This window comes from uncultured Paraglaciecola sp., from assembly GCF_937123705.1.
In the GTDB taxonomy this organism is placed as follows: domain Bacteria; phylum Pseudomonadota; class Gammaproteobacteria; order Enterobacterales; family Alteromonadaceae; genus Paraglaciecola.
Genome location: NZ_CAKZKO010000139.1, coordinates 145062 through 165775 on the forward strand (window position 1 = coordinate 145062; position 20714 = coordinate 165775).

Annotated in this window: 16 protein-coding genes; 10 read left to right on the plus strand and 6 right to left on the minus strand. The window is 42.7% G+C overall.

What is annotated here, in order from left to right; translation table 11 throughout:
* The first annotated feature begins 71 nt into the window (after positions 1 to 71).
* From Q0688_RS19065 to Q0688_RS19080, 4 genes are all read left to right on the plus strand, one after another.
* Entirely contained in the window at positions 72 to 2231 is a 2160-nt protein-coding gene (locus Q0688_RS19065; protein WP_299080910.1) for an alpha-galactosidase, read from the plus strand.
* A gap of 100 nt (positions 2232 to 2331) precedes the next feature.
* Positions 2332 to 3528 carry a dipeptidase gene (locus tag Q0688_RS19070; RefSeq protein ID WP_299080913.1) on the plus strand — a complete coding sequence of 399 codons (1197 nt, stop codon included), beginning with the start codon at positions 2332 to 2334 and terminating at the stop codon, positions 3526 to 3528.
* A gap of 229 nt (positions 3529 to 3757) precedes the next feature.
* Complete coding sequence (locus Q0688_RS19075) at positions 3758 to 4333, plus strand: PEP-CTERM sorting domain-containing protein (RefSeq protein ID WP_299080918.1); 576 nt, start codon at positions 3758 to 3760, stop codon at positions 4331 to 4333.
* A 245-nt stretch (positions 4334 to 4578) separates the two neighbouring features.
* Positions 4579 to 6372 carry a toll/interleukin-1 receptor domain-containing protein gene (locus tag Q0688_RS19080; RefSeq protein ID WP_299080921.1) on the plus strand — a complete coding sequence of 598 codons (1794 nt, stop codon included), beginning with the start codon at positions 4579 to 4581 and terminating at the stop codon, positions 6370 to 6372.
* A 68-nt stretch (positions 6373 to 6440) separates the two neighbouring features.
* Here the strand turns inward: Q0688_RS19080 and yghU are convergent, their stop codons facing one another.
* From yghU to Q0688_RS19095, 3 genes are all read right to left on the minus strand, one after another.
* Positions 6441 to 7304 (minus strand): glutathione-dependent disulfide-bond oxidoreductase, encoded by an 864-nt coding sequence (yghU, locus tag Q0688_RS19085; protein WP_299080924.1) that lies wholly within the window; start codon positions 7302 to 7304, stop codon positions 6441 to 6443.
* Positions 7305 to 7411: 107 nt separating this feature from the next.
* On the minus strand, positions 7412 to 7657 hold the full coding sequence (locus tag Q0688_RS19090) for an EF-hand domain-containing protein (protein WP_299080927.1): 246 nt from the start codon (positions 7655 to 7657) through the stop codon (positions 7412 to 7414).
* A gap of 75 nt (positions 7658 to 7732) precedes the next feature.
* Positions 7733 to 8737 (minus strand): rhodanese-related sulfurtransferase, encoded by a 1005-nt coding sequence (locus Q0688_RS19095; RefSeq protein WP_299080930.1) that lies wholly within the window; start codon positions 8735 to 8737, stop codon positions 7733 to 7735.
* Positions 8738 to 9065: 328 nt separating this feature from the next.
* Between Q0688_RS19095 and Q0688_RS19100 the strand changes: the two genes are divergently transcribed.
* From Q0688_RS19100 to Q0688_RS19120, 5 genes are read left to right on the plus strand one after another with little or no spacing between them, the layout of a single operon-like run.
* Positions 9066 to 10322, plus strand: coding sequence for an HlyD family efflux transporter periplasmic adaptor subunit (locus Q0688_RS19100; RefSeq protein WP_299080934.1), 1257 nt, complete (start codon positions 9066 to 9068; stop codon positions 10320 to 10322).
* Between the two features lie 54 nt (positions 10323 to 10376).
* Entirely contained in the window at positions 10377 to 11084 is a 708-nt protein-coding gene (locus Q0688_RS19105; RefSeq protein WP_299080937.1) for an ABC transporter ATP-binding protein, read from the plus strand.
* Between the two features lie 12 nt (positions 11085 to 11096).
* A complete protein-coding gene (locus tag Q0688_RS19110) occupies positions 11097 to 13508 on the plus strand; it encodes an ADOP family duplicated permease (RefSeq protein WP_299080940.1) in 2412 nt (803 codons plus the stop codon).
* Between the two features lie 17 nt (positions 13509 to 13525).
* Complete coding sequence (locus tag Q0688_RS19115; RefSeq protein ID WP_299080944.1) at positions 13526 to 14899, plus strand: sigma-54 dependent transcriptional regulator; 1374 nt, start codon at positions 13526 to 13528, stop codon at positions 14897 to 14899.
* Positions 14896 to 16269, plus strand: coding sequence for an ATP-binding protein (locus Q0688_RS19120; RefSeq protein ID WP_299080948.1), 1374 nt, complete (start codon positions 14896 to 14898; stop codon positions 16267 to 16269). The genes Q0688_RS19115 and Q0688_RS19120 overlap by 4 nt, the downstream gene beginning before the upstream one ends.
* A 10-nt stretch (positions 16270 to 16279) precedes the next feature.
* Here Q0688_RS19120 and Q0688_RS19125 read toward each other — a convergent pair whose 3' ends face one another.
* Positions 16280 to 17968, minus strand: a complete 1689-nt coding sequence (locus Q0688_RS19125) for an RluA family pseudouridine synthase (protein ID WP_299080950.1) — start codon at positions 17966 to 17968, stop codon at positions 16280 to 16282.
* A gap of 169 nt (positions 17969 to 18137) precedes the next feature.
* Here Q0688_RS19125 and Q0688_RS19130 point away from each other — a divergent pair, with 169 nt between their 5' ends.
* Positions 18138 to 19124 (plus strand): D-cysteine desulfhydrase family protein, encoded by a 987-nt coding sequence (locus Q0688_RS19130; protein ID WP_299080953.1) that lies wholly within the window; start codon positions 18138 to 18140, stop codon positions 19122 to 19124.
* Between the two features lie 25 nt (positions 19125 to 19149).
* Here Q0688_RS19130 and Q0688_RS19135 read toward each other — a convergent pair whose 3' ends face one another.
* Positions 19150 to 19680, minus strand: coding sequence for a VC2046/SO_2500 family protein (locus Q0688_RS19135; RefSeq protein WP_299080956.1), 531 nt, complete (start codon positions 19678 to 19680; stop codon positions 19150 to 19152).
* Positions 19681 to 19801: 121 nt separating this feature from the next.
* The gene (locus Q0688_RS19140; RefSeq protein ID WP_299080958.1) at positions 19802 to 20683 is read right to left on the minus strand and encodes a DUF1295 domain-containing protein; all 882 of its coding nucleotides are present in this window, start codon (positions 20681 to 20683) and stop codon (positions 19802 to 19804) included.
* Between the last annotated feature and the right edge of the window lie 31 nt (positions 20684 to 20714).

The window sequence follows — 20714 nt, forward strand, 5'->3', positions numbered from 1 at the left end:
ATCACGGTATAAATCTATCCTATTCTCTGATCATCACTTTTTTGTGGCTTTTAAATTAAGGTTAAACTCCAGTGAAAAACGCCGTGCAGAACTATATATCTTTAACTGGTCGTAACAGTAGCTTGGTCATCGATTGCAATAATGATGCACCGCAAATCATGTACTGGCGCGAAAAATTATCGGCCCAAAGCACGGCGCAGATGATGAGCTTGCTGCGCTTACGGCAAGAAGCCCCCGCGTCACCTATTAAAGAAATTCGCCGCTCTTTAACGCCCACAACAGGTCAAGGGTATACCGGACATCCGGGTATAAGCTTGCACGGCGAGACAGATCAATGGTCTGTGGCTACCGATATTTCAAAAGTAGAATGTGTTGCGCCCAATCACTACGAAATCACCAATACCGACCGCAATCGTAATATTGTCATTATTCACACTATCAAGATGGATGCTGAGACCGATGTAGTGGCTGTTTCAACAGAATTAGTGAACCACAGCGACAGTGCCATAAGCTTAGATTGGTGCGCCGCCGCAACCATTCCAATACCCAGCTATTTTAAGCATATTATTGGCTTTGAAGGTCACTGGGCCGGAGAGTTTCAAGAACATCATCTAGAGCAACATTTTGGGGCCTATGTGCGAGAAAATCGCCGCGGTAGAACATCCCACGATAGTTTTCCAGGCCTAATCATGCGCACTAAAGCCACCGACCAGTTACAAGGTGAGGCTTATGGGTTTCATCTAGGTTGGAGTGGCAATCATAAAATTATCGCAGAGAAAATGGGCGATGGTCGTGCTTATGTGCAAATAGGTGAACTACTACTGCCCGGTGAAATGACCTTGCAACAGGGTGAAAGTTACCGCTCCCCCACTCTTTACGCCAGTTACAGTAGCGGTGGATTATCAGCGCTTTCCCAGCAATATCATCAATATGTTCGCAGCCACTTAATTCGCCAGTCAGTTAAAAATAAGCCCCGCCCTGTGCATTACAACACCTGGGAAGGGATATATTTTGATCATGATGTAGATACACTAAAAGACTTGGCCAGCCGCGCCGCAGCCATTGGCGCCGAGCGTTTTGTTTTAGATGATGGCTGGTTTATTGGCCGTGATGATGATAGCGCGGGCTTAGGTGATTGGTATGTTGATAAAAAGTATTATCCTAGTGGCTTAACCCCGTTAATTGACCACGTTAAAGCACAAGGCTTAGAGTTTGGCCTTTGGTTTGAGCCCGAAATGGTCAACCCCAATAGCAACCTATATCGCGCCCATCCAGATTGGGTGTTAGGCACCCCGCCTAATCAACAACTAGGCTTTCGCAATCAACTGGTCTTAGATTTAAGTCGCCAAGAAGTATTCGATTACTTATATGCGCGCATTGATAGCATATTAACCGAATATGATATTGCCTACATTAAATGGGATATGAACCGAGATATCAATCACCCGGGCGGCGCCAACGGCAAACCCGCTATTCACAACCAAACTCACGCTTTTTACCAACTAGTGGCGAAATTAAAGTCTGCCCACCCTAAGGTTGAAATTGAAAGTTGTGCCTCGGGCGGTGGCCGCGCCGATTATGGGGTGTTAGCCCATACTGACCGCATTTGGACCTCTGATTCAAACGATGCCCTAGAACGACTAAAAATTCAAAAAGGGTTTTCGTACTTTTTCCCCGCTGAATTAATGGGCTCACACGTTGGCCCTAGGGACTGCCATATTACCCATAGAAACATCAACATGGCGATGCGCGCCTCTGTGGTGTTATTCGGTCATATGGGCATGGAAATGGACTTGCGAGAATTAACTGACGAAGAAACAGTCGAACTCAAAGCCATGGTGGCGCTGTACAAACAACATCGCCATTTAGTGCACTCAGGCGATTTATTTCGCTTAGAGTTACCGGAATATATGCATGGACTGGGCATAGTCGCACAAGACCAATCCCAAGCGCTATTTTCATACAGCTTAATTACAGCTAGTTCTGCATCCTTGCCTGACCAATTCCATTTTGCCGGATTAGATAAACATGCCATTTATCAACTCGATATTATCTGGCCCATTAAGTCTGGCGATCGCTGGCCGAAAGCCTCGGTATTTAATTTTAAAACTCACTTACCCGATGTAGACGGCAAGCAATTTTCAGGGGAAGTATTGATGCAATTGGGTATGCAATTACCTTTGTTGACTCCTCAAAGCAGTTTAATTTTTCATTTATCCAAAGTAGGGTAGTGTAGGTGAATACCTGATGACATAAAAACATGATCTTTTACTTTACCGCGGCAAGCTATAGACTCAATGCCAATCTAATAATAAATAAGGAACCATTACAGTGAATAAACTTTTTAAAATCAGCACTTTATTTGCGGTTAGTGCATTAAATATCGGTAGCGCTACAGCTATCGAAGTAAGTGAAAAAGCCCACAAACTGGCTCAAGAAAACATCATTATTGATTCTCATATAGATGTGCCCTATCGCCTCGAAGAAAAATGGGAAGATGTGACTAAAGCCACCAAAGGCGGTGATTTTGATTACCCTCGCGCTAAACAAGGCGGCCTAAATGCGCCTTTTATGTCAATTTATATTCCCGCAAGTTTAGATAGTTCTGACACCTCCACTAAATTAGCCGACAAGCTGATTGATTACGTTGAAGCCATAGTAGGCCGTGCCCCTAACAAATTTGCCATTGCATCCAGTACCGCAGATGTTGAACAACAATTTGCTCAAGGTTTGATTTCATTGCCGTTGGGTATGGAAAACGGCTCACCTATTCAAGGTGATTTGGCCAACCTACATCATTTTTATGAACGTGGTATTCGTTATATAACCCTTGCTCATTCACAAGCGAATCACATTTCTGATTCGTCTTATGATCTACGCAGAAAGTGGAAAGGCTTAAGTCCTTTTGGCAAGGAATTGGTGCAAGAGATGAACAAGGTAGGCGTGTTGATTGATATTTCTCATGTATCTGATGCCGCTTTTTATCAAGCTATCGAGTTATCTAAAACTCCTGTGATTGCCTCACATTCTTCATTACGTGCTTTTACACCTGGTTTTGAGCGCAACATGGACGACGATATGATCAAAGCCCTTGGTAAAAATGGCGGGGTGATCCAAATTAACTTCGGCTCAACCTTTGTGACTAAACGGGCTAATGCTTGGAGCAATAATCTCAAAGCTAAACGTAAAGAGCTTGAAGAAAAACTCGGTAAAGATAGTGACGAACTAAAAGCCGCTATGATGGCATTTATGCAAGAGTCCCCTTTCCCCTATGCGACGTTAGACACAGTGCTGGATCATATTGACCATGTAGTGAAATTGATTGGCATCGACCATGTTGGTATAGGCTCAGATTATGATGGTGTGGGTGATTCCCTACCTACCGACTTAAAAGATGTGTCAGCTTACCCTAACTTAATCCAAGGCCTGTTAAATCGCGATTACAGCGACAAGGACATAGTCAAAATACTCGGTGGTAACTTTTTACGAGTGTGGAAAGCCAACGAAGTCTACGCTGCAAAACACTAAAGCGTCACCTGAAAGAGCCCTTTATTTGGGCTCTTTTTGCATTCAATTCTAAATAATGACTGTCTATCTTTTTTACATTTTCTTAGAGTGATAAGTTGGAATGTAGATATAATGCTTAAAATACAACAACTTAAAATAATGGCTCGAAAGCTGCTTACTTACGTCAATATAGTGAAATCTCATCTGGGTTAAATAAAACCCATTGTTTAATATAAAAAGGAATCATCAAATGACATTGCGTAGTTTACTAAAAAGCCTTATTGCAATTTCAGCCTTGTGCTTATCACTGAATGCGTCAGCTAATCTTATTTTTAACTTTGACAAAAACCTTGAAAATAATTTGACCTTAATCGAATACCGAATTGATAACTACATTTTAAAAGTCACTACGCCAACCAATAACGGTTCGATTTTTACAGGTGGAGCCGGACGTTTAGCGGTACTAAGTGACACCATACAAGATAAAAACAATAATATTGGCAGGGCAGAGCAATTAGATTTTTTATTAACAGATTTAAATGGAAACGCAGTGAATTTTAACGGCCAACTTAACATTGTATTTTCGGGTTGGGATAAGAAAGATCGCGCTAGAATAAGTGGTGCAGGTATAGACAACACTACTTATGGAAATGATAACGGTACTTTTTCAACCTTTCTGTCAGGTGACGGGTTTAGTGTAAAAGGCCATAGAGCCGGCGACGGTTTTAGAGTTTCTCAAGTCGCGCTCATTCCTGAACCATCGACTCTTGCGGTTCTTTCCTTAGGTTTACTTGCTTTTAGTTTGCGAAGGTTTAAGCATAACTAGGTTATTCCGTATCTAACTTATAGTTTTTTTTCTAAAAAAGCACCTTATTGAATAGGTGCTTTTTTTATGCATTATTTTGTTGCATCTGTTTGCTTCTAACACCTAATCTGCCAGGACCCTCTATCTTTGGAATAGTACAGACCCCGAACTCTATATAGAACCATCAACTATTTTAGCTATTCAGCTATAAATCTTGCTAGTTTCAACTAGCCTTAAACCATTCCTTGTAGGCAGTGGTATCAATCATGAACGTATTACAGTACAAAGCCTTTATTAGTTATAGCCATGTAGACGAGCAATGGGCGAAGTGGATCCATCGCACTTTAGAACGTTATCGCGTGCCCAAAAAACTGATGAAACAGCACGGCCTAGCAACTAATCGTCTACATCCTATATTTCGTGACCGTGATGAGTTGTCGACCTCTTCAAGCCTTGGAATAGCAGTCACTACTGCCCTAGCCGCTTCGGACAACTTGATTGTGGTATGTTCTGCCGCCGCAGCTAAGTCTCATTGGGTCAATGAAGAAATTAAAACCTTTAAGGCCCTAGGCCGAGAAGAGCGGATTTTTTGTCTTATTGTTGATGATGCTGACAATGAGTGCTTCCCTCCTGCACTACAAATTGACGAGCCATTAGCAGCCGATGTGAGAGCCGATGCCGATGGTAAATACAACGCCAAGCTTAAGATCATTGCTGGCTTGTTGAATTTTGGATTTGCAGAATTAAAAGATCGTGAACAACGCCGCCGGTCACAATTTCTTGGACTGGCCTCAGCCGCTTCGCTGCTTGTGGCTGGCGTGATGACAGCATTAGCTATCAATGCCGTAATCGCGGGGCGTGAAGCTGAGCACAGTCGCCAACTGGCAGCCAAAGCACTAGAAGATGCCGAAGCCGTGGCTGGTTTTCTTTCGACCATGTTAACTGACCTCGACCCAGAAGCTATGGGGAATACCATAGTAGCAGACTTACGCACTCAGGCATCCAATGTCGCGCTTCCGGCCACCCTTAATGGAACAAATACCGCTAGGCGCATCTTGGATAAACACCTACTTGAACACGCTACCCAATCGGTGACAGCGCAGTTTCTGGATCAACCACAAATTTATGCACGACTAGAGCGCTCCATTGGCGACTCTTATTACGCCATAGGTTTATATGACCAAGCAATCAAGCGCCATAAACAAGCATTATCCCACTATCGCACAACACTGGGCGAAGGTGACAAACGCACCCTTGAAGCCGAAGGTGCTTTGGCGTTGGCTTATCTTTTTGGCGGGCGGCTCGACGATGCAGCCACTACTTTCGAGCACAATATTCAATTGGCTCGTAAAACCTTTGATTCACAGCATGAAGTGGTGATGTCGGCTATTAATGGCTTAGCTGTGACTTACTCTGATTTAGGTCGCTTAGAGGAGGCACGAGATCTTATGGAAGAAGCGATGCAACTTATGGTGAGTAAGTATGGTATTGACCATGGAGAAGTGCTTGAAGTACGAGGCAATCTCGCTTGGGTGTTATATGTTTTAGGTGATTATACCCGTGCCGAAGCAATAAATGTTGAGCTACTCGACAGCAAACGACGAGTTTTAGGGCCAGAACATAACAGTACGCTGGCAACTCTCAATAATCTGGCGCTAGTCTATAGGCGTACCGGTCGCTTTGATGAAGCGGAAGCTACCCATCGAGAAGAGTGGGCAATTGGCCGCAGGAAATTAGGCGACGATCATCCAGATGTATTGATTACCATGCTCAATTTGAGCCGAGTATTGTCGTCATCAAATAAAACGGAAGAAGCACTGTCATTATTGTTGGATGCCCATGGTATTGCAAAAGCGACACTACCGCCTTACCACCCATTACTTGCGGCCATGACGGCAGCCTATGGTGACGCAACTTTGAGCGCCGGTCACCAAGAAGCTGCACGCACCTTGTACTTAGAGGCTAGGCGTATCTACGAACAACTACACCCATCTGGGCATCCTCGTTTCGAACGCCTAGACAAAAAACTCGCGGCGTTAAAACCTGCCCAAAAAACATAACTGCTCAAACAAAAACAGTCCTTTAAATGATGGACCGTTTATTATGACCATATAATTTCCGTGTAGGCTTAACCAAGTTTATCTTGGGTCTTATTCTCAAAATCACTGGCATCATTGCGTTGGTGTAACTGGCCTTCGGGTGCGCCCCAAGTACGATTAACCATTTTACCGCGCTTTACGGCGTCTCTAGCATCTATCTGCTGCGCCCAGCGCAATAAGTTTTTGTATGAGGCGACATCTAAAAACTCAGCGGCTTCATATAGTTTACCTAGCACCATAGCGCCATACCATGACCAAATAGCTATATCGGCAATAGTGTATTCATCACCACAGATATACTCTTTATCCGCTAAATGTTTATCTAATACATCCAGTTGCCGTTTTACTTCCATGGCGTAACGGTCGATTGCATATTCGAACTTTTCAGGTGCGTATGCGTAAAAATGCCCAAATCCGCCACCGAGCATTGGCGCACTGCCCATTTGCCAAAATAACCATGACATACACTCAGGTTTTTTGGCAGGATCACTAGGTAAAAACGCGTTAAATTTTTCAGCCAAATACAACAAAATCGCCCCTGATTCAAAAACACGAGTTGGCGGATTAGTGCTAGTGTCCATCAATGCAGGTATTTTTGAATTAGGATTAATATCTACAAAGCCACTGCCAAACTGCTCACCTTCCATAATATTCACTAGGTAAGCGTCATATTCTGCATCGCTAATGCCCTTTGCCAGCAGTTCTTCAAGCATCACAGTGACTTTTACCCCATTAGGTGTAGCGACCGAATGCAATTGCATAGGATGTTTTCCTTTAGGTAATGCTTTGTCGTGGGTGGCACCGGCAATGGGCCGATTGATAGCGGCAAATCTGCCGCCACTGTCTTTGTCCCAAGTCCACACTTTAGGTGGCGTGTATGCTGCTTCTGTCATATTAAGGATCCCAATGTAAATAAAGTGAATGATTGAACAAATTGTAGAAACAAAAAAGGCCTCAAAAAATTGAAGCCCTTGATAAAACCTTTAACCGAAAACTTAGCTTAGTATTCCCACCAAGACTGTTGCCACCATTCTAAAAACTCATCAAAGTCGATAGAACCATCATGATTTTTATCGATTAAACCAAAACCTTCTTCAACATGACTGGCTTTGGTTTTTGGCGACAACACAGTGAGCAACTCAATAAACTCCTTTAGGCCAATTGTGCCGGTGCCATCGGCATCAAAGAAATCAAACTCTTTACGGGCTTCTGCAATTTTTTCAGGTGATAATATTTTTTCAGACATTGTTGTTTCAACTGTTACTTTAATAGGTTAAGTCTAACGCTAATAACAAGCTAGTGTCTATATGCCAACCTTTAATTAACCGTTAGATTTACCCAAAGCTGTGCGCTGGGCACGACGTTCTGCCGCTTTTTGTTGCCGTCTTAACTTTATAGCTTTTCGGGCTTCCAGGCCAAGATGCTCTTCATCACGCGCGCGGGCTAAGGCCACTTGCTTTTCGCGCTCTCTAAAACGCGCCAGTTGTTCATCACTATGCTTGCCATGACATTTAGGGCAACTCACCCCAGCTTCAAAGACATCGCTTTGCTTGTCTGCTTCGGTAATAGGTAAACGACAGGCATAACACTGGTCATATTGGCTTTTTTCTAAGTCGTGATTCACTGCCACGCGATTATCAAATACAAAACAGTCCCCTTCCCACAGGGTATTTTCTTGTGGGACTTCTTCTAAATATTTAAGAATACCGCCTTCAAGGTGATAGACCTCTTCGAAGCCTTGTTGTTTTAAATAGGCTGTGGATTTTTCACAGCGAATACCGCCGGTGCAAAACATGGCGACTTTTTTATTTTTTCCTGGATCTAGGTTGTCTTTAACGTATTGAGGAAACTCGCGGAAAGACTCGGTATTAGGATTGACCGCATGCTTAAATGTACCGATATCAATTTCATAATCGTTGCGAGTATCAATTAGCAATACATCAGGATCTGAAATTAGATCGTTCCAATCGGTAGGTTTAACGTAAGTGCCTACTGTTTTTCTAGGGTCGATACCTTCTACCCCCATAGTCACAATTTCTTTTTTGAGTTTGACCTTAGTACGATGAAAAGGCTGAGTTTCGTCTAAAGACTCTTTGACTGAAATAGGATTTAGTCGTTCATCTGCGTTAAGCCAATTTAGTAGGGAGTCGATAGTTTCACGGGTGCCAGAAACCGTACCATTAATACCTTCTTCAGCCAGAAGAAGCGTACCTTTGATGTTGTTGCTTTCCATAAACTGGAGTAGAGGTTGGCGTAACGTCTTGTAATTATCAAGGGCGACAAACTTGTATAACGCACAGACCACGAATTTTGATTGTGTAGACATAATATTACCTTGCGAGTTGGGGCGTAATCCCAGAGCAAAAAATTGGAGCGCGATAGTAGCAGAATGCTTAGTTTAGGGTCAATATTTTGAGTGATACCTGTATAGCCTGCGGCTTATAGCAAGTCATTATCTTTAGCAACGTTTCCCATATTTGGGAATATTAATATCCCTCAGTTGGGAAACCTTCCCTGTTTCAACTTCAAAAAAGTCATTTAATCCTTAGATTACAATTAGATACGTTTTGGCATGGAATTGGCTTTAGTTCATACATATAAAGTGACTAAGACCAATCGCTAGCTGCGATTGAACTGTAATGTGAGGTTAAAAATTGGATATTGTTCGACAAACATCCTCAAAAAATTGGTGGAAATCTAAGCCGTTTATATGGTTGACCGCAGGGGTACTCATATGTGGCATTGGTTATGTGAGCTGGTCGCAACCTTCAGCCGATATACAGGTCGATAATGACCAACTGCTTATGGCTGAAGTAGAGCAAGGACCCATGAGCGTTAAAGTGGCTGGCAACGGTATTCTCATTCCAGAAAATATTCATTGGTTAGCCAGCGAAGTATCTGGACGGGTTGAGCAAGTATTAGTACGCGCCGGTGCACAGGTCAAAACAGGGCAAACTCTTTTTGTATTGTCTAACCCGTCACTGAATCAATTTCGCGATGAATCTAAGTGGGCTTACGAGGCGATGTTAGCTGAAGAAAAAGCACTACAAAGTCAGTTAGAAACTGAAAAGCTCGATCAACATGCCAGAGTAATCCGCGCAAAATTCGCCCTTGAAACCGCCAAATTACAATTAGAAGCCGAAACTAAGCTGATTGAATCCGGCAACGATGTGGTATCAAAAATTAATTACCGCAGAACCCAATTACAAGTAGCGCAATTACAACAAAGCTGGGAAATCGAGCAACGTATAGTGGAGCAATTTGATAACAACGCCAATGCTCAAATAGCGGCGATGTCGGCTCAAGTCAATCGTTTGAAAAATATATTAGCGAGAGCACAACAGCAAGTCTCCGCTCTTCAGGTGTCCTCAAGCATGTCTGGCATAGTGCAAGAGTCAAACCTTGAACAAGGGCAACAACTTATTGCCGGCACTAATCTAGCGAAGATTGCGCGGCCTGATAGTTTGTATGCACAAATCGCGATTTCCGAACTACTTGCCAATGGTGTGGCAGTGGGTCAAAAGGCCAACATTGATACTCGCAATGGTCTTATAAAAGGAAAAGTAACTCGCATCGATCCCGGTGTAGTCGATGGCAATGTAAAAGTGGATGTCGCTTTGTTGGGAATATTACCTACTAATGCGCGCCCAGACCTCAGCGTCACTGGGGAGATATGGGTAGCGGAAATTCAGCAAACTTTGCACATAAGCCGCCCTGCATTTAGCCAGTCCAATCAACAGGCAGTGTTATTTGTACTCGACACTCAAGGTATTGCACACAAGACCCGGGTTCAATATGGCACCGCTTCCACCCATAAAATCGAAATAATATCCGGCTTACAACTTGGCGATCGCGTCATTGTGTCAGACACCAGTGACTGGGATCGCCATCAAAGCATTCGCATTAATTGAAACCTACTACGCTCGTTTAAATAAATTACACTACAGAATAAAGAGGCAATCATTATGACCCATCCTTTGATCCAACTAGACAATATCAATAAATCATTTGTGACCGATGACATCGAGACGTTGGCACTGAGTAACATCGAACTCAATATTGAAAAAGGTGAATTTGTGGCCATTACCGGTCCATCGGGTTGTGGAAAATCAACCTTGTTATCGCTATTGGGTTTGTTGGACGTAGCCAGCAGTGGCCACTATCAACTTAATCAACATCAAACCGAACAGCTTAGTAAAGGTAACCGCGCACGTATTCGCAATCTAGAAATTGGGTTTATTTTTCAGTCCTTTAACCTAATATCAGAACTTAATGTCTATGAAAACATTGAGCTGCCCTTAAGTTATCGCAAAGATTTAAATAAGGCGGACATTAAGCAAAAGGTCACAGAGGTATTGGCGCAAGTCGAAATGAGCCACAGAAGCAAACATTTTCCTTCGCAACTTTCTGGTGGTCAGCAACAGCGAGTGGCCATAGCTAGGGCACTGGTTGGCTCACCCTCATTACTTTTGGCGGATGAGCCTACGGGTAATTTAGACTCAAAAAACGCCCAAATGGTGATGGACTTATTGTCCGACCTCCATAAAAAAGGCGCCACTATTTGTATGGTCACCCACGACAATCACAGTGCAGCCGCCGCTCCAAGGCGGATAAGCTTATTTGATGGGCGCATAGTAGAAGATACCAAACCACCCCAAATTGATGCAGCTTAAGGAGGTCAGACGATGTTTCAAGATCTAAAATATGCGCTGCGCTTACTGCGTAAAACGCCTCTGTTCACTTGTTTGACTATTTTTGTGATGGCGATTGGATTAGGCCTGACTATTTACATGTTTGCTGTGGTCAATTTACTGGCCTACAAAACATTGGATATCACTCATTACGATAGGTTAGTGGTGATAGACGCCACAGAAAACGGATTTCAGAATAATGGCGGTACTATATTTCCCCACGATTACTTTTATTTTAAACAACGTCAAAAAAGTTACGAGATATTTTCAGCCTACAATAATGTGACCGCCAACTTATCCAACGGTGAAGCTACCAAGCGCTATGCGGGTGCTATGATGGAAGTCGACGCATTTAAGTTGTTTGATGGCGTGCCCGCCTTAGGAAGAACCTTTAATGCACAAGACATGTTAGCCAACAGCCCCAAAGTCGCCATTATCAGTCACCAAATTTGGCAAGATGACTTTGTTGGCCAAGCCGATATTATTGGCCAACAAGTGCAATTGAATGGAGAACTTACCAGTATTATTGGGGTGATGCCGCCCGATTATGCTTACCCCGTAATGGAGCAAGTCTGGATGCCGTTAAGCATAGACAAAAATGCTAAACCGGGTTTAGGCTGGCCTATTAGCGTAGCGGCTAGATTAAAACCAGATGTTAACATCGAAAGTGCACAACAAGAGCTAGCCAATCACGCCCATCAGTTAAGTCTGCAATACCCAGAATCTAATGCTCGAGTAGGCATTCATACTCGTTCACCTGTGATGCAGATGATGGATAATTCGATGATGATTGTTTATATGCTCACTGGTGCAACTGTATTTATTTTACTCTTAGTGATTGCCAATGTGGGCAACCTAATGTTAGCAAGAGCAATGGAGCGCACCAAAGAAGTGGCGATCCGCTCAGCCCTTGGTGCATCTAGACAGCGCATAATTATGCAAATGATAATGGAAACCCTCATTATCTGTGTTGTAGGCGGCTTTTTAGGGATATTTATTGCAGGCTGGGGGCTAGATGCCACTCATCCCATTTTTCAAAATTTAGGGGGGTGGGTAGCAAATTGGTGGCAATTTAAATTGGGCACTGAAGAACTCATCGCTGCGCTTTGGATTATAGTGGGCACGTCAATCTTAACAGGTGTGGTGCCCGCCATTCGCGCGTCAGGCGGGGATATTAACAGCATCTTACGTGATGGCACCCGAGGTGCCCAAGGTAAAAAAGCTGGGCGCTTAAGTAAAATATTAGTTTCTGTAGAGGTGTTTTTATCTTGTTCTTTGCTAATAGTCGCAGGCACTATGGTGTTTGGGACGCAACAAGCCCTCAATGCCGATTACGGTATCAATACCCAAGGTTTTTTAACGGCGCGTTTTGGTCTCAATGATAGTGAATACCCCGATACCGCTGCGCGTTATCAATTTCATCAACAATTGATAGCAGGGCTCAGTCGTCAGGATAATGTGGCTGGGGTGACTATAGGTTCGGCGTTCCCTGGCAGAGGGTCCGGTCGTCAGCCTATCCAAGTGGAAGGCTTAGAAGTGCAAAATAACAGTTATGCCCGTTCCTATTTTATGACAGTCGCAAACAACTACTTCGAAGTACTAGGGGTGCCGATCCTTGAAGGCAGAGCGTTTGACCAACGCGATACCTTAGACAGTCAACAAGTGGTGATTGTGAGTCAAAGTTTTGCATCACGAATGTGGCCCAACTCCTCAGCCTTAGGCAAAAGAATCAAAGCGGATCCAAGCGATCCCGAAAGTGACTGGTTAACAATTGTAGGCGTGAGTAAACATCTATTACATGCGCAACCTTTTGGTGATGCGCCGAATCGAACGGCTGTTTATGTGCCTAATGCACAATGGGCCTATGGCTATCAATATGTGGCGATTAAAACCCGCGGTAATCCAGATGATTTACGAAACACCCTAAAAAGAGTTGCAGCAAAAGTTTCACCAAATGTACCCTTTTATGATGTATTTTCGTTACAGGAGCGATTGTCTAGACGCGTAGCAGGGATTAACTTTGTAGGAGACTTGTTCGTTATTTTTGCTGTGATGGCATTGATATTGGCGGCAGCGGGGATCTACGGCGTAATGAACCGCAATGTTATCGGCCGTACTCAAGAATTTGGGGTACGTCGCGCGTTAGGCGCCACAGAACGTGACATTCTAGGCATGATATTTCGTCAAGCTTCCGTATTATTGCTGTTTGGAGTAGTAAGCGGGGCAATTGCAGGTTATTTGGGCGTTCAAGCCTTATCTGGTACGCTAATGAACTTAGTGCCCTATTATTTAGGTGTCACTTTGGTGGTGGTAACATTAATCAGCCTTACTTTTGTGATGGCCACCGCCATGCCAGCGAGGCATGCTTTAGCCTTAGAGCCTAACTGCGCACTCAGGTATGAATAAAGGGAAAAGTTACCACTATGTCACTAATAGACAAACCCTTGTTGATTGCCGATGATGATATTAATGTTCTCTCGGCCATCAGCTTACAACTCAAGTGTGAAGGGTATTCCAGCCGAGCGGTACAGTCGCCGCAAGATGTACTGGACAATCTAAAATTGGCCGAATATGGGTTAATTTTAATGGACTTAAATTACCATAGCGATACCACATCGGGGCAAGAAGGTTTAACCCTAATTTCAGCCATACGCAAACTCGACAAAAACATTCCCATAGTGGTGATGACTGGCTGGGGCAGCATTGATATTGCTGTTGAGTCCATGCACAGGGGCGCCAATGATTTTATTGAAAAGCCCTGTGACAATAACCGACTCATTAATATCATCCGTAACTTGCTGGCACTGGGAGAAAGTCATCAACAATCGGCGCGATTACGCTCCGAAAACCAATTACTACAAACCCAACAACATCCCGCTCAGTGGATTTGCCAATCAAAAGCCATGCAAGGTGTTATGGATATTGTTGCATCGGTGGCCGATAGTGATATCAACATTTTAATCACAGGTGAAAATGGCACAGGCAAAAGTCAATTAGCACACATTATTCATCAAGCCTCACAAAGGCGTGAGCAAAGCTTAGTCGCAGTCAATATGGGAGCTATCAACGAACAAGTATTTGAATCAGAAATGTTTGGGCATATCAAAGGCGCATTTACCGATGCCAAGACAGATCGTATAGGTCGCGTAGAACTAGCCAAAGCAGGCACCTTGTTTATGGATGAAATAGCCAATATCCCCCTGACCCAACAGCCTAAGTTACTTAAAGTGCTAGAAGACGGACAATTCGAACGCTTAGGCTCAAGCAAAAGTTTACAGGCTGATATTCGGGTGATATCTGCCACAAATGGGGACTTAACACACTTAGTTGAGCAGGGAGAGTTTCGCCAAGATTTGTTGTACCGCCTCAATAGCATCGAAATTGCCATGCCCAGTTTACGCCATCGACAGGAGGACATAGAGCCTTTGGCTGAACAGATATTGCAGCGCTATACCCGTAAATACCGCCGTCATGTGACAGCTTTTAGTGATTCTGCAAAATCAAAAATGAAAGCCTACACTTGGCCTGGCAATGTACGTGAACTCGATCATTTAATAGAGCGAGCGACATTGATGGCGAAAGATAGCGTTATTCAAGCTGAAGATTTATTGCTGCCCACCTCAAAATCTCACAATGATGAAGACTCAGAGTGGGCAAATATGAGTTTAGAGCAAGCAGAGCGTAAGCTTATTGTGATGGCTTTAAATAAATTTAAAGGTAACGCCAAACAGGCTGCTCAAATGTTGGGTTACAGTAAAAGTGCCTTTTATCGCAGGCTGGAAAAGTTTGCATTGTGAGCGATCCCACAACAAATAAACGCTTTATTTGGCCCCGCTTGTCCCTATTCGGCTTTGCAAACCGTATGCAATTGCAGGCCATTTTGGTTATGTTGCCTTTGCTATTTAGCGTGTATTTTCTGTTATGGCATTGGGATTTATCCAGTTATGGAAAATGGCTAATAAGCATTCTACTGACATTTTTGGCGCTAGGTTATTGTTGGCATCTAAAGCAGCAACTCAACTATCATTTCCAGACATTAAGCAATTTATTAGAAGGGATCCGCACCGAAGATTTTACTATAAGGGGCAAGGTGCATTCTGCTGACGATCCTTTGTTCCATCTGATTACGCAAATTAATGAATTAACCGACGTATTAGCGCTACAAAAAATCACCTCCGAAGAAGCCAACAAACTATTAGAAAAAACCATTGCCCAGATAGACGTAGCCATTTTTGCATTTGATAGCCACCAAAATGTCAAACTAGCCAACCCGGCCGCAGCCAAATTATTAGCCCTTGAGTTTGACAAACTTATGGGTAAAAACGCCTTCGATTTACAACTAGCGGCATTTCTAGATCACCACCAACCGCAACTTATTGAACATGCCTTCGCCGGTGCCACAGGACGTTGGCAGGTCCGTTGTGAAGGGTATCGAGATAAAGGTCAACAACGACAATTACTGTTTATAACCGACTTACGCCAAGTATTACGCAACGAAGAACTCAATGCGTGGAAGAATTTGATGCGCGTAGTCAGTCATGAAGTGAATAATTCATTGTTTCCTATTTCTTCATTAAGCCAAACTTTGCAGACATTGACGAAAAATCATCTAGCCCCCACAGAGAAGCAGCAAGATATATTGCAAGGCTTGGACATTATTAACGAACGGGCGGTAAGTCTAAGTGAATTTATCAAGCGTTATGCTCGTTTGGCTCGTTTACCCGTTCCAAACAAAAGGTTTTTCAATTTTAATCAGTTAATTCAACGTGTTATGGGTCTTTTCGAAGAAGGTGTGATTCACCTAGAAGCGACACTCTTAGAGCAAACTGTTGAGTTAGTTGGTGATGAGGCGATGTTAGAGCAGGTACTGATTAATTTGGTAAAAAATGCTATTGAAGCGGGTGCTCCAGTTAAAATATTGTGGGATATGGACACCCATTTTTTTCGGTTAAGCATTATTGATTCGGGTGTGGGGATCACCAATTTGGCCAATATTTTTGTGCCTTTTTATTCAACTAAAACCACAGGCTCTGGCATTGGCTTAGTATTGTGCCGCCAAATTTTAGAAAGCCATAAAGGCAGTTTGACCCTTGAAAATGTGGGTAAAACTGACCTAGGCCAACAATTTAATGGCTGCATCGCAAGAATCAACTTGCCGCTCGAATAAGATTCGATACTTAAAAACTCGCTTCTACCTGAAACACCATGTTTTTTTTGTTTACCGGATGGGTGATCTCTAAACGCTGGGCATGTAAATACAAGCGATTATCTAGCCTGCCATACAAATCGTCGCCTAAAATAGGCATATTTAATCCTTCTGCATGGGCGCAATGTACCCGCAACTGATGAGTGCGGCCTGTATGAGGAGTTAGCAATAATCTAGTCTGGTTTTGATCCGAGTTACGTTCCAGCACTTGCCATTTAGTCAGTGCTTGCTTACCACTATTATGACAAACCAATTGCTTGGGACGATCATATATATCACCTCGCAATGGCAGAGTAATCTCACCTGAATCTTGTTTCGGTAAACCTGTTATTAAAGCCACATATTGTTTATGTACTTCGCGGCGAATAAATTGTTTCTGCAAGCTTTTATTTGCGGCTGAATTTAGGGCGATCACCATCAATCCAGAGGTCGACATGTCGAGTCGATGCACAATTAACGGGCCAGTAGCTTCAGGAAACTGCTGCTTAATGCGCTGAAAAACCGAATCACTGATCTCTTTCCCAGGAACAGACAGAAACTCAGCAGGTTTATTGACAATTAAAATATCGGGATCTTTATAAACAATGTCTAGTTCTTTATGTTTGCCAGAATCCGACGTTAGTGGGTTTTCATCTAACGCCATGCCTTTTAACATATGCTTCAAAATGGGCTGACATTTCCCAGAACATGCAGGGTAATATTGCTGATGCTTTTTAATCTCCGATTTCGGCGACGCCCCCCACCAAAACTCGGCCATAGCTAAAGGTTTAAGGCCATGGGTAAAAGCATATTGTAATAGTTTTGGAGCAGCACACTCCCCCGCTCCTGCTGGTGGTGTTTTGAATGCTGTTTCAGCAAATATATCCAGCAGTGTTTTTACTTCTAAGTCTCTATTCAAAAACTGATATTGAGCAAATATTTTATTTTGTAATTCCGCTGATTGCTGTTTTCGTTGCCGCTTTAAGTCAGTAATTTGAGCAATGAGCTGGTGCAACGCCGCCTGTTGCTTTTGTTTTGCCTGATGCTGGTGCTCGGTTAACTCCTTTAGTCGCCACTTGTCAGTAACACTTTGTTTTGCTAGCGCTTTAAGGCATTCATTTAATAAGTCTTGATCGACTTCATGCTTTAGGTATTGTCGCTGCAACTTGCGCTTTTTGCGGTTTTCAATTGTTTCTTGTCGTAACTCTTGCAACTGTTGGTTTTGCCCTGATTCAAAGGCGGCCATTTGTTGTGTCAGTTGCAAAAGCTCTGGGGCGTTTTCCAATTCTTGTATTTTACTATTGAGGCGGTTAATAGCGTTTTTTTCAGCAAAAAAGAAACTGTCTTCAGCCAATAAATCAAACACTGGCGGCACAAAACCTTGAATTTGGCTTTGTTCGGCCAATTTTCCTGAAAAAGCTGCGATATAGCCTAGTTCACCTTCAGAATTTTGGACTAGTAACACCCCAAACATTTTACCAATCACGTTTTTAGGGTCGTCAGTCAATCCAAAATTGTGCTGCCAATTGGTAGTTGATTTAAGCTGTTGTTGTAACTGTTCTGCCGCCAACACACAAAGTGGATGAGGTTGATAATAAAAAGGAAAGGTAAAACGCTTTGGTAAGCTATATTGCTTTGTTGAAGTTGTAAAACGCGTAAAACAAGAATTGTTATTTTGCATAGCTGTTCAGTCAGTTTTTACCTTAATCATATCTTCACAAGATATATAATGGCGCGCATGATACACACTCATACTGCAAAGTTAAATTCAATCTTAAATGATGAAGGTACATTCACTTTCTCATAACGGTATACTCATTTTTAGCACATCTAAACGTAAGAAGCGGTTTATGGTCATTAAACAATTTGCAAAAACATCTTTAGGTTTTTTCCCTACACCCGAGGTTGAATTAACTAGGCTAAGTCACTTTTTAGGTGGCCCCAAAATATTTATAAAAAGAGACGATCTAACAGGCTTGGCTTTAGGTGGCAATAAAACCCGAAAGCTAGAATATATTTTGGCTGATGCCCTGCAACAAGGCTGTGACACTGTTATTACTGCAGGTGCAGCCCAGTCTAACCATTGCCGCCAAACCGCTGCAGCGGCAGCCATGTTAAACTTGCAATGCCATTTACTATTAGGCGGTGAATCTCCTGCAACGTGCCAAGGTAATTTACTGTTAGATAAAATGTTTGACTCTCATATTCACTGGACTGGAGATAATCGTAAAGGTGAGGATATCCAGCGAATAACAGCACAGCTTAAGGCCTCAGGTAGAAAACCTTATTTAGTGCCTTATGGTGGCTCGAACGAGTTAGGAGCCATGTCTTTTATTAATGCAGTTGGTGAGCTGAAGCCGCAACAGCAAGCTGATGAATATTCCCATCTGGTGTTTGCATCCTGCTCTGGTGGGACACACGCTGGATTAATTCTCGGCAAAGAAATTCATCACAAAACTTTTGATTTGCTTGGTATCAATATTGACAAAGAAAACGTGGCAAGCGGTGAGTTGTCTCAAACCATAGTGCGACTGGTTAATAACACTGCAAAATCTATCGGCTTGAATTATAGCTTTTCTGATCCACAACTCATTTTAAATTCAGATTATGTTGGTGCTGGGTATGGCGTGGTTAGTGAGCGAGATAAAGAAGCTATTGCGCTAATGGCCAAGTATGAAGGGGTTTTACTGGATCCAGTTTACACAGGGAGAGCCATGGCAGGACTGATTGATTTGATCCGAATAGGGAAGCTCACTAAAAATGATAAGGTGCTTTTTTGGCATACAGGTGGCGCCCCTTCGCTATTCGCCTACAGCGAAGACTTAGGTTTTTCATAATTGTGACTTAATTGAACGCCTGACTTTAACTGGCTTGCTCTAAGTCTGGCGAGGTTTTGGGTTCGAGCTGTTGCAAAATATCGTACAACTGAGTTTCGTCAACTTTTACTAATTGTTGCTGTTTTTGCTGCAATCTAGCTTGCGTATTGCTACTGCAATTGGCGATGACTTCCACATCGATAATATCGGCATTGTTATGTTGTGATAAAGGCTCTGGATGCATAGTTAACCAAAGCTGTGCGCTCTTCAGGTGTCCATGTTGAATGTACCGTTGCGTTTGTTGGCAAGTTTGCCAATAGTTGTCATTAGCACTTAAAGGTTGCGAAGGATAAAAATTATTATCACCTGAAAAGTTCGAAGTCTGGGTTATTTCGGGAGGCTTTTCTAATTGTGGGCGATGACTGCAATCTTGCTCAAGCATCGCCATAATTAGCGCGAACTTCGCCCCTTCATTGGCGGCACGATTAACAGTGCCGTTTAATTCATAGTCATTAGCAAGCAACAACTCATTGTTAGCTTCTAAGCTTCCATGATTTTCATTAGCAGCGATGCTCAAAGTCAAAATCGATTAAAATAGTTAAGGTACTTAGGTTATCGATACTATTTCATAAGACTTTAGAAATGTTCGACCACATTATCTTGTTGATTTTTTTGAAGTCACAACATCCCTTTAGAAATCATTTAAATAACTTTGGGATCAACACAGGTGTTGAGGCTTTGTATTCCTGGTAGTTTTGATTATCTTTCCAACGTTGCTCTGCTTGTTTTTGTTGTTGAGGAACACCGCTAACCCGAATCAATAAAAACGCCACAAAAATCGGAGATATTAAGGTTATCAATTGCCATTGATATAACGCAGGATAAGCAATAATAGCCACCCCCAACCACACTAATATTTCACCAAAATAATTGGGGTGACGAGAACGCGACCATAAGCCCGTTTGGATAAAATCGGTATTACTATTATTTTGCTTTCGAAATTGTTGCTTTTGATTATCGGCAATCACTTCATAAGCAAAACCAATTGACCATACAATTAAACCTACACTTCCCATGATCCCAAATTCCCTTTGATGACCCGAAGTAATTGCTGCAAATGCGGCTCCCGCAGTCATTAACACCCACAGTCCCTGTAAAGTCCACGTAATTGAGAACCGCCAAAAATTATGTTTTATTTCATCAAAACGACTATCTGAACCTTGCTTAACGACTCTTAAGAATAGAAAACTACCTAGCCGTGCGGCCCAAACACCTATTAGACACACCAGAATTATTGAACGAATATCAAGAGGTGGACTTTGCAGAGCAGCAAAAATAACAACAGAAATATAGGTGATACTTCCGGTTAAATCATAAAAATGTTCTGTCTTAAATAAATAAGCGGGGATAAATGCCAGCCACTGCATGGCAAATATAATTAAAGAACTGCCAGCAAAAACACTCAGTGAAAGGCTGTCATTAACTGCCATTATTTTGCCACCATCACTGCCACTGCAAACCATTAAAGTCGCTAAACATAGGGCAATAAAATAAAAAATAAGAGTGCGAATATACTGCATGTTGATCAGTACCTTAATTGTTAGAAGTTAT

Coding starts and splice junctions, on each gene's coding strand:
- Q0688_RS19090 (WP_299080927.1), bottom strand. CDS start 7,657: ATGTCTGAAAAAATATTATCACCTGAAAAAATTGCAGAAGCCCGTAAA.
- Q0688_RS19115 (WP_299080944.1), top strand. CDS start 13,526: ATGTCACTAATAGACAAACCCTTGTTGATTGCCGATGATGATATTAAT.
- Q0688_RS19110 (WP_299080940.1), top strand. CDS start 11,097: ATGTTTCAAGATCTAAAATATGCGCTGCGCTTACTGCGTAAAACGCCT.
- yghU (WP_299080924.1), bottom strand. CDS start 7,304: ATGACAGAAGCAGCATACACGCCACCTAAAGTGTGGACTTGGGACAAA.
- Q0688_RS19140 (WP_299080958.1), bottom strand. CDS start 20,683: ATGCAGTATATTCGCACTCTTATTTTTTATTTTATTGCCCTATGTTTA.
- Q0688_RS19105 (WP_299080937.1), top strand. CDS start 10,377: ATGACCCATCCTTTGATCCAACTAGACAATATCAATAAATCATTTGTG.
- Q0688_RS19095 (WP_299080930.1), bottom strand. CDS start 8,737: ATGTCTACACAATCAAAATTCGTGGTCTGTGCGTTATACAAGTTTGTC.
- Q0688_RS19075 (WP_299080918.1), top strand. CDS start 3,758: ATGACATTGCGTAGTTTACTAAAAAGCCTTATTGCAATTTCAGCCTTG.
- Q0688_RS19125 (WP_299080950.1), bottom strand. CDS start 17,968: ATGCAAAATAACAATTCTTGTTTTACGCGTTTTACAACTTCAACAAAG.
- Q0688_RS19130 (WP_299080953.1), top strand. CDS start 18,138: ATGGTCATTAAACAATTTGCAAAAACATCTTTAGGTTTTTTCCCTACA.
- Q0688_RS19080 (WP_299080921.1), top strand. CDS start 4,579: ATGAACGTATTACAGTACAAAGCCTTTATTAGTTATAGCCATGTAGAC.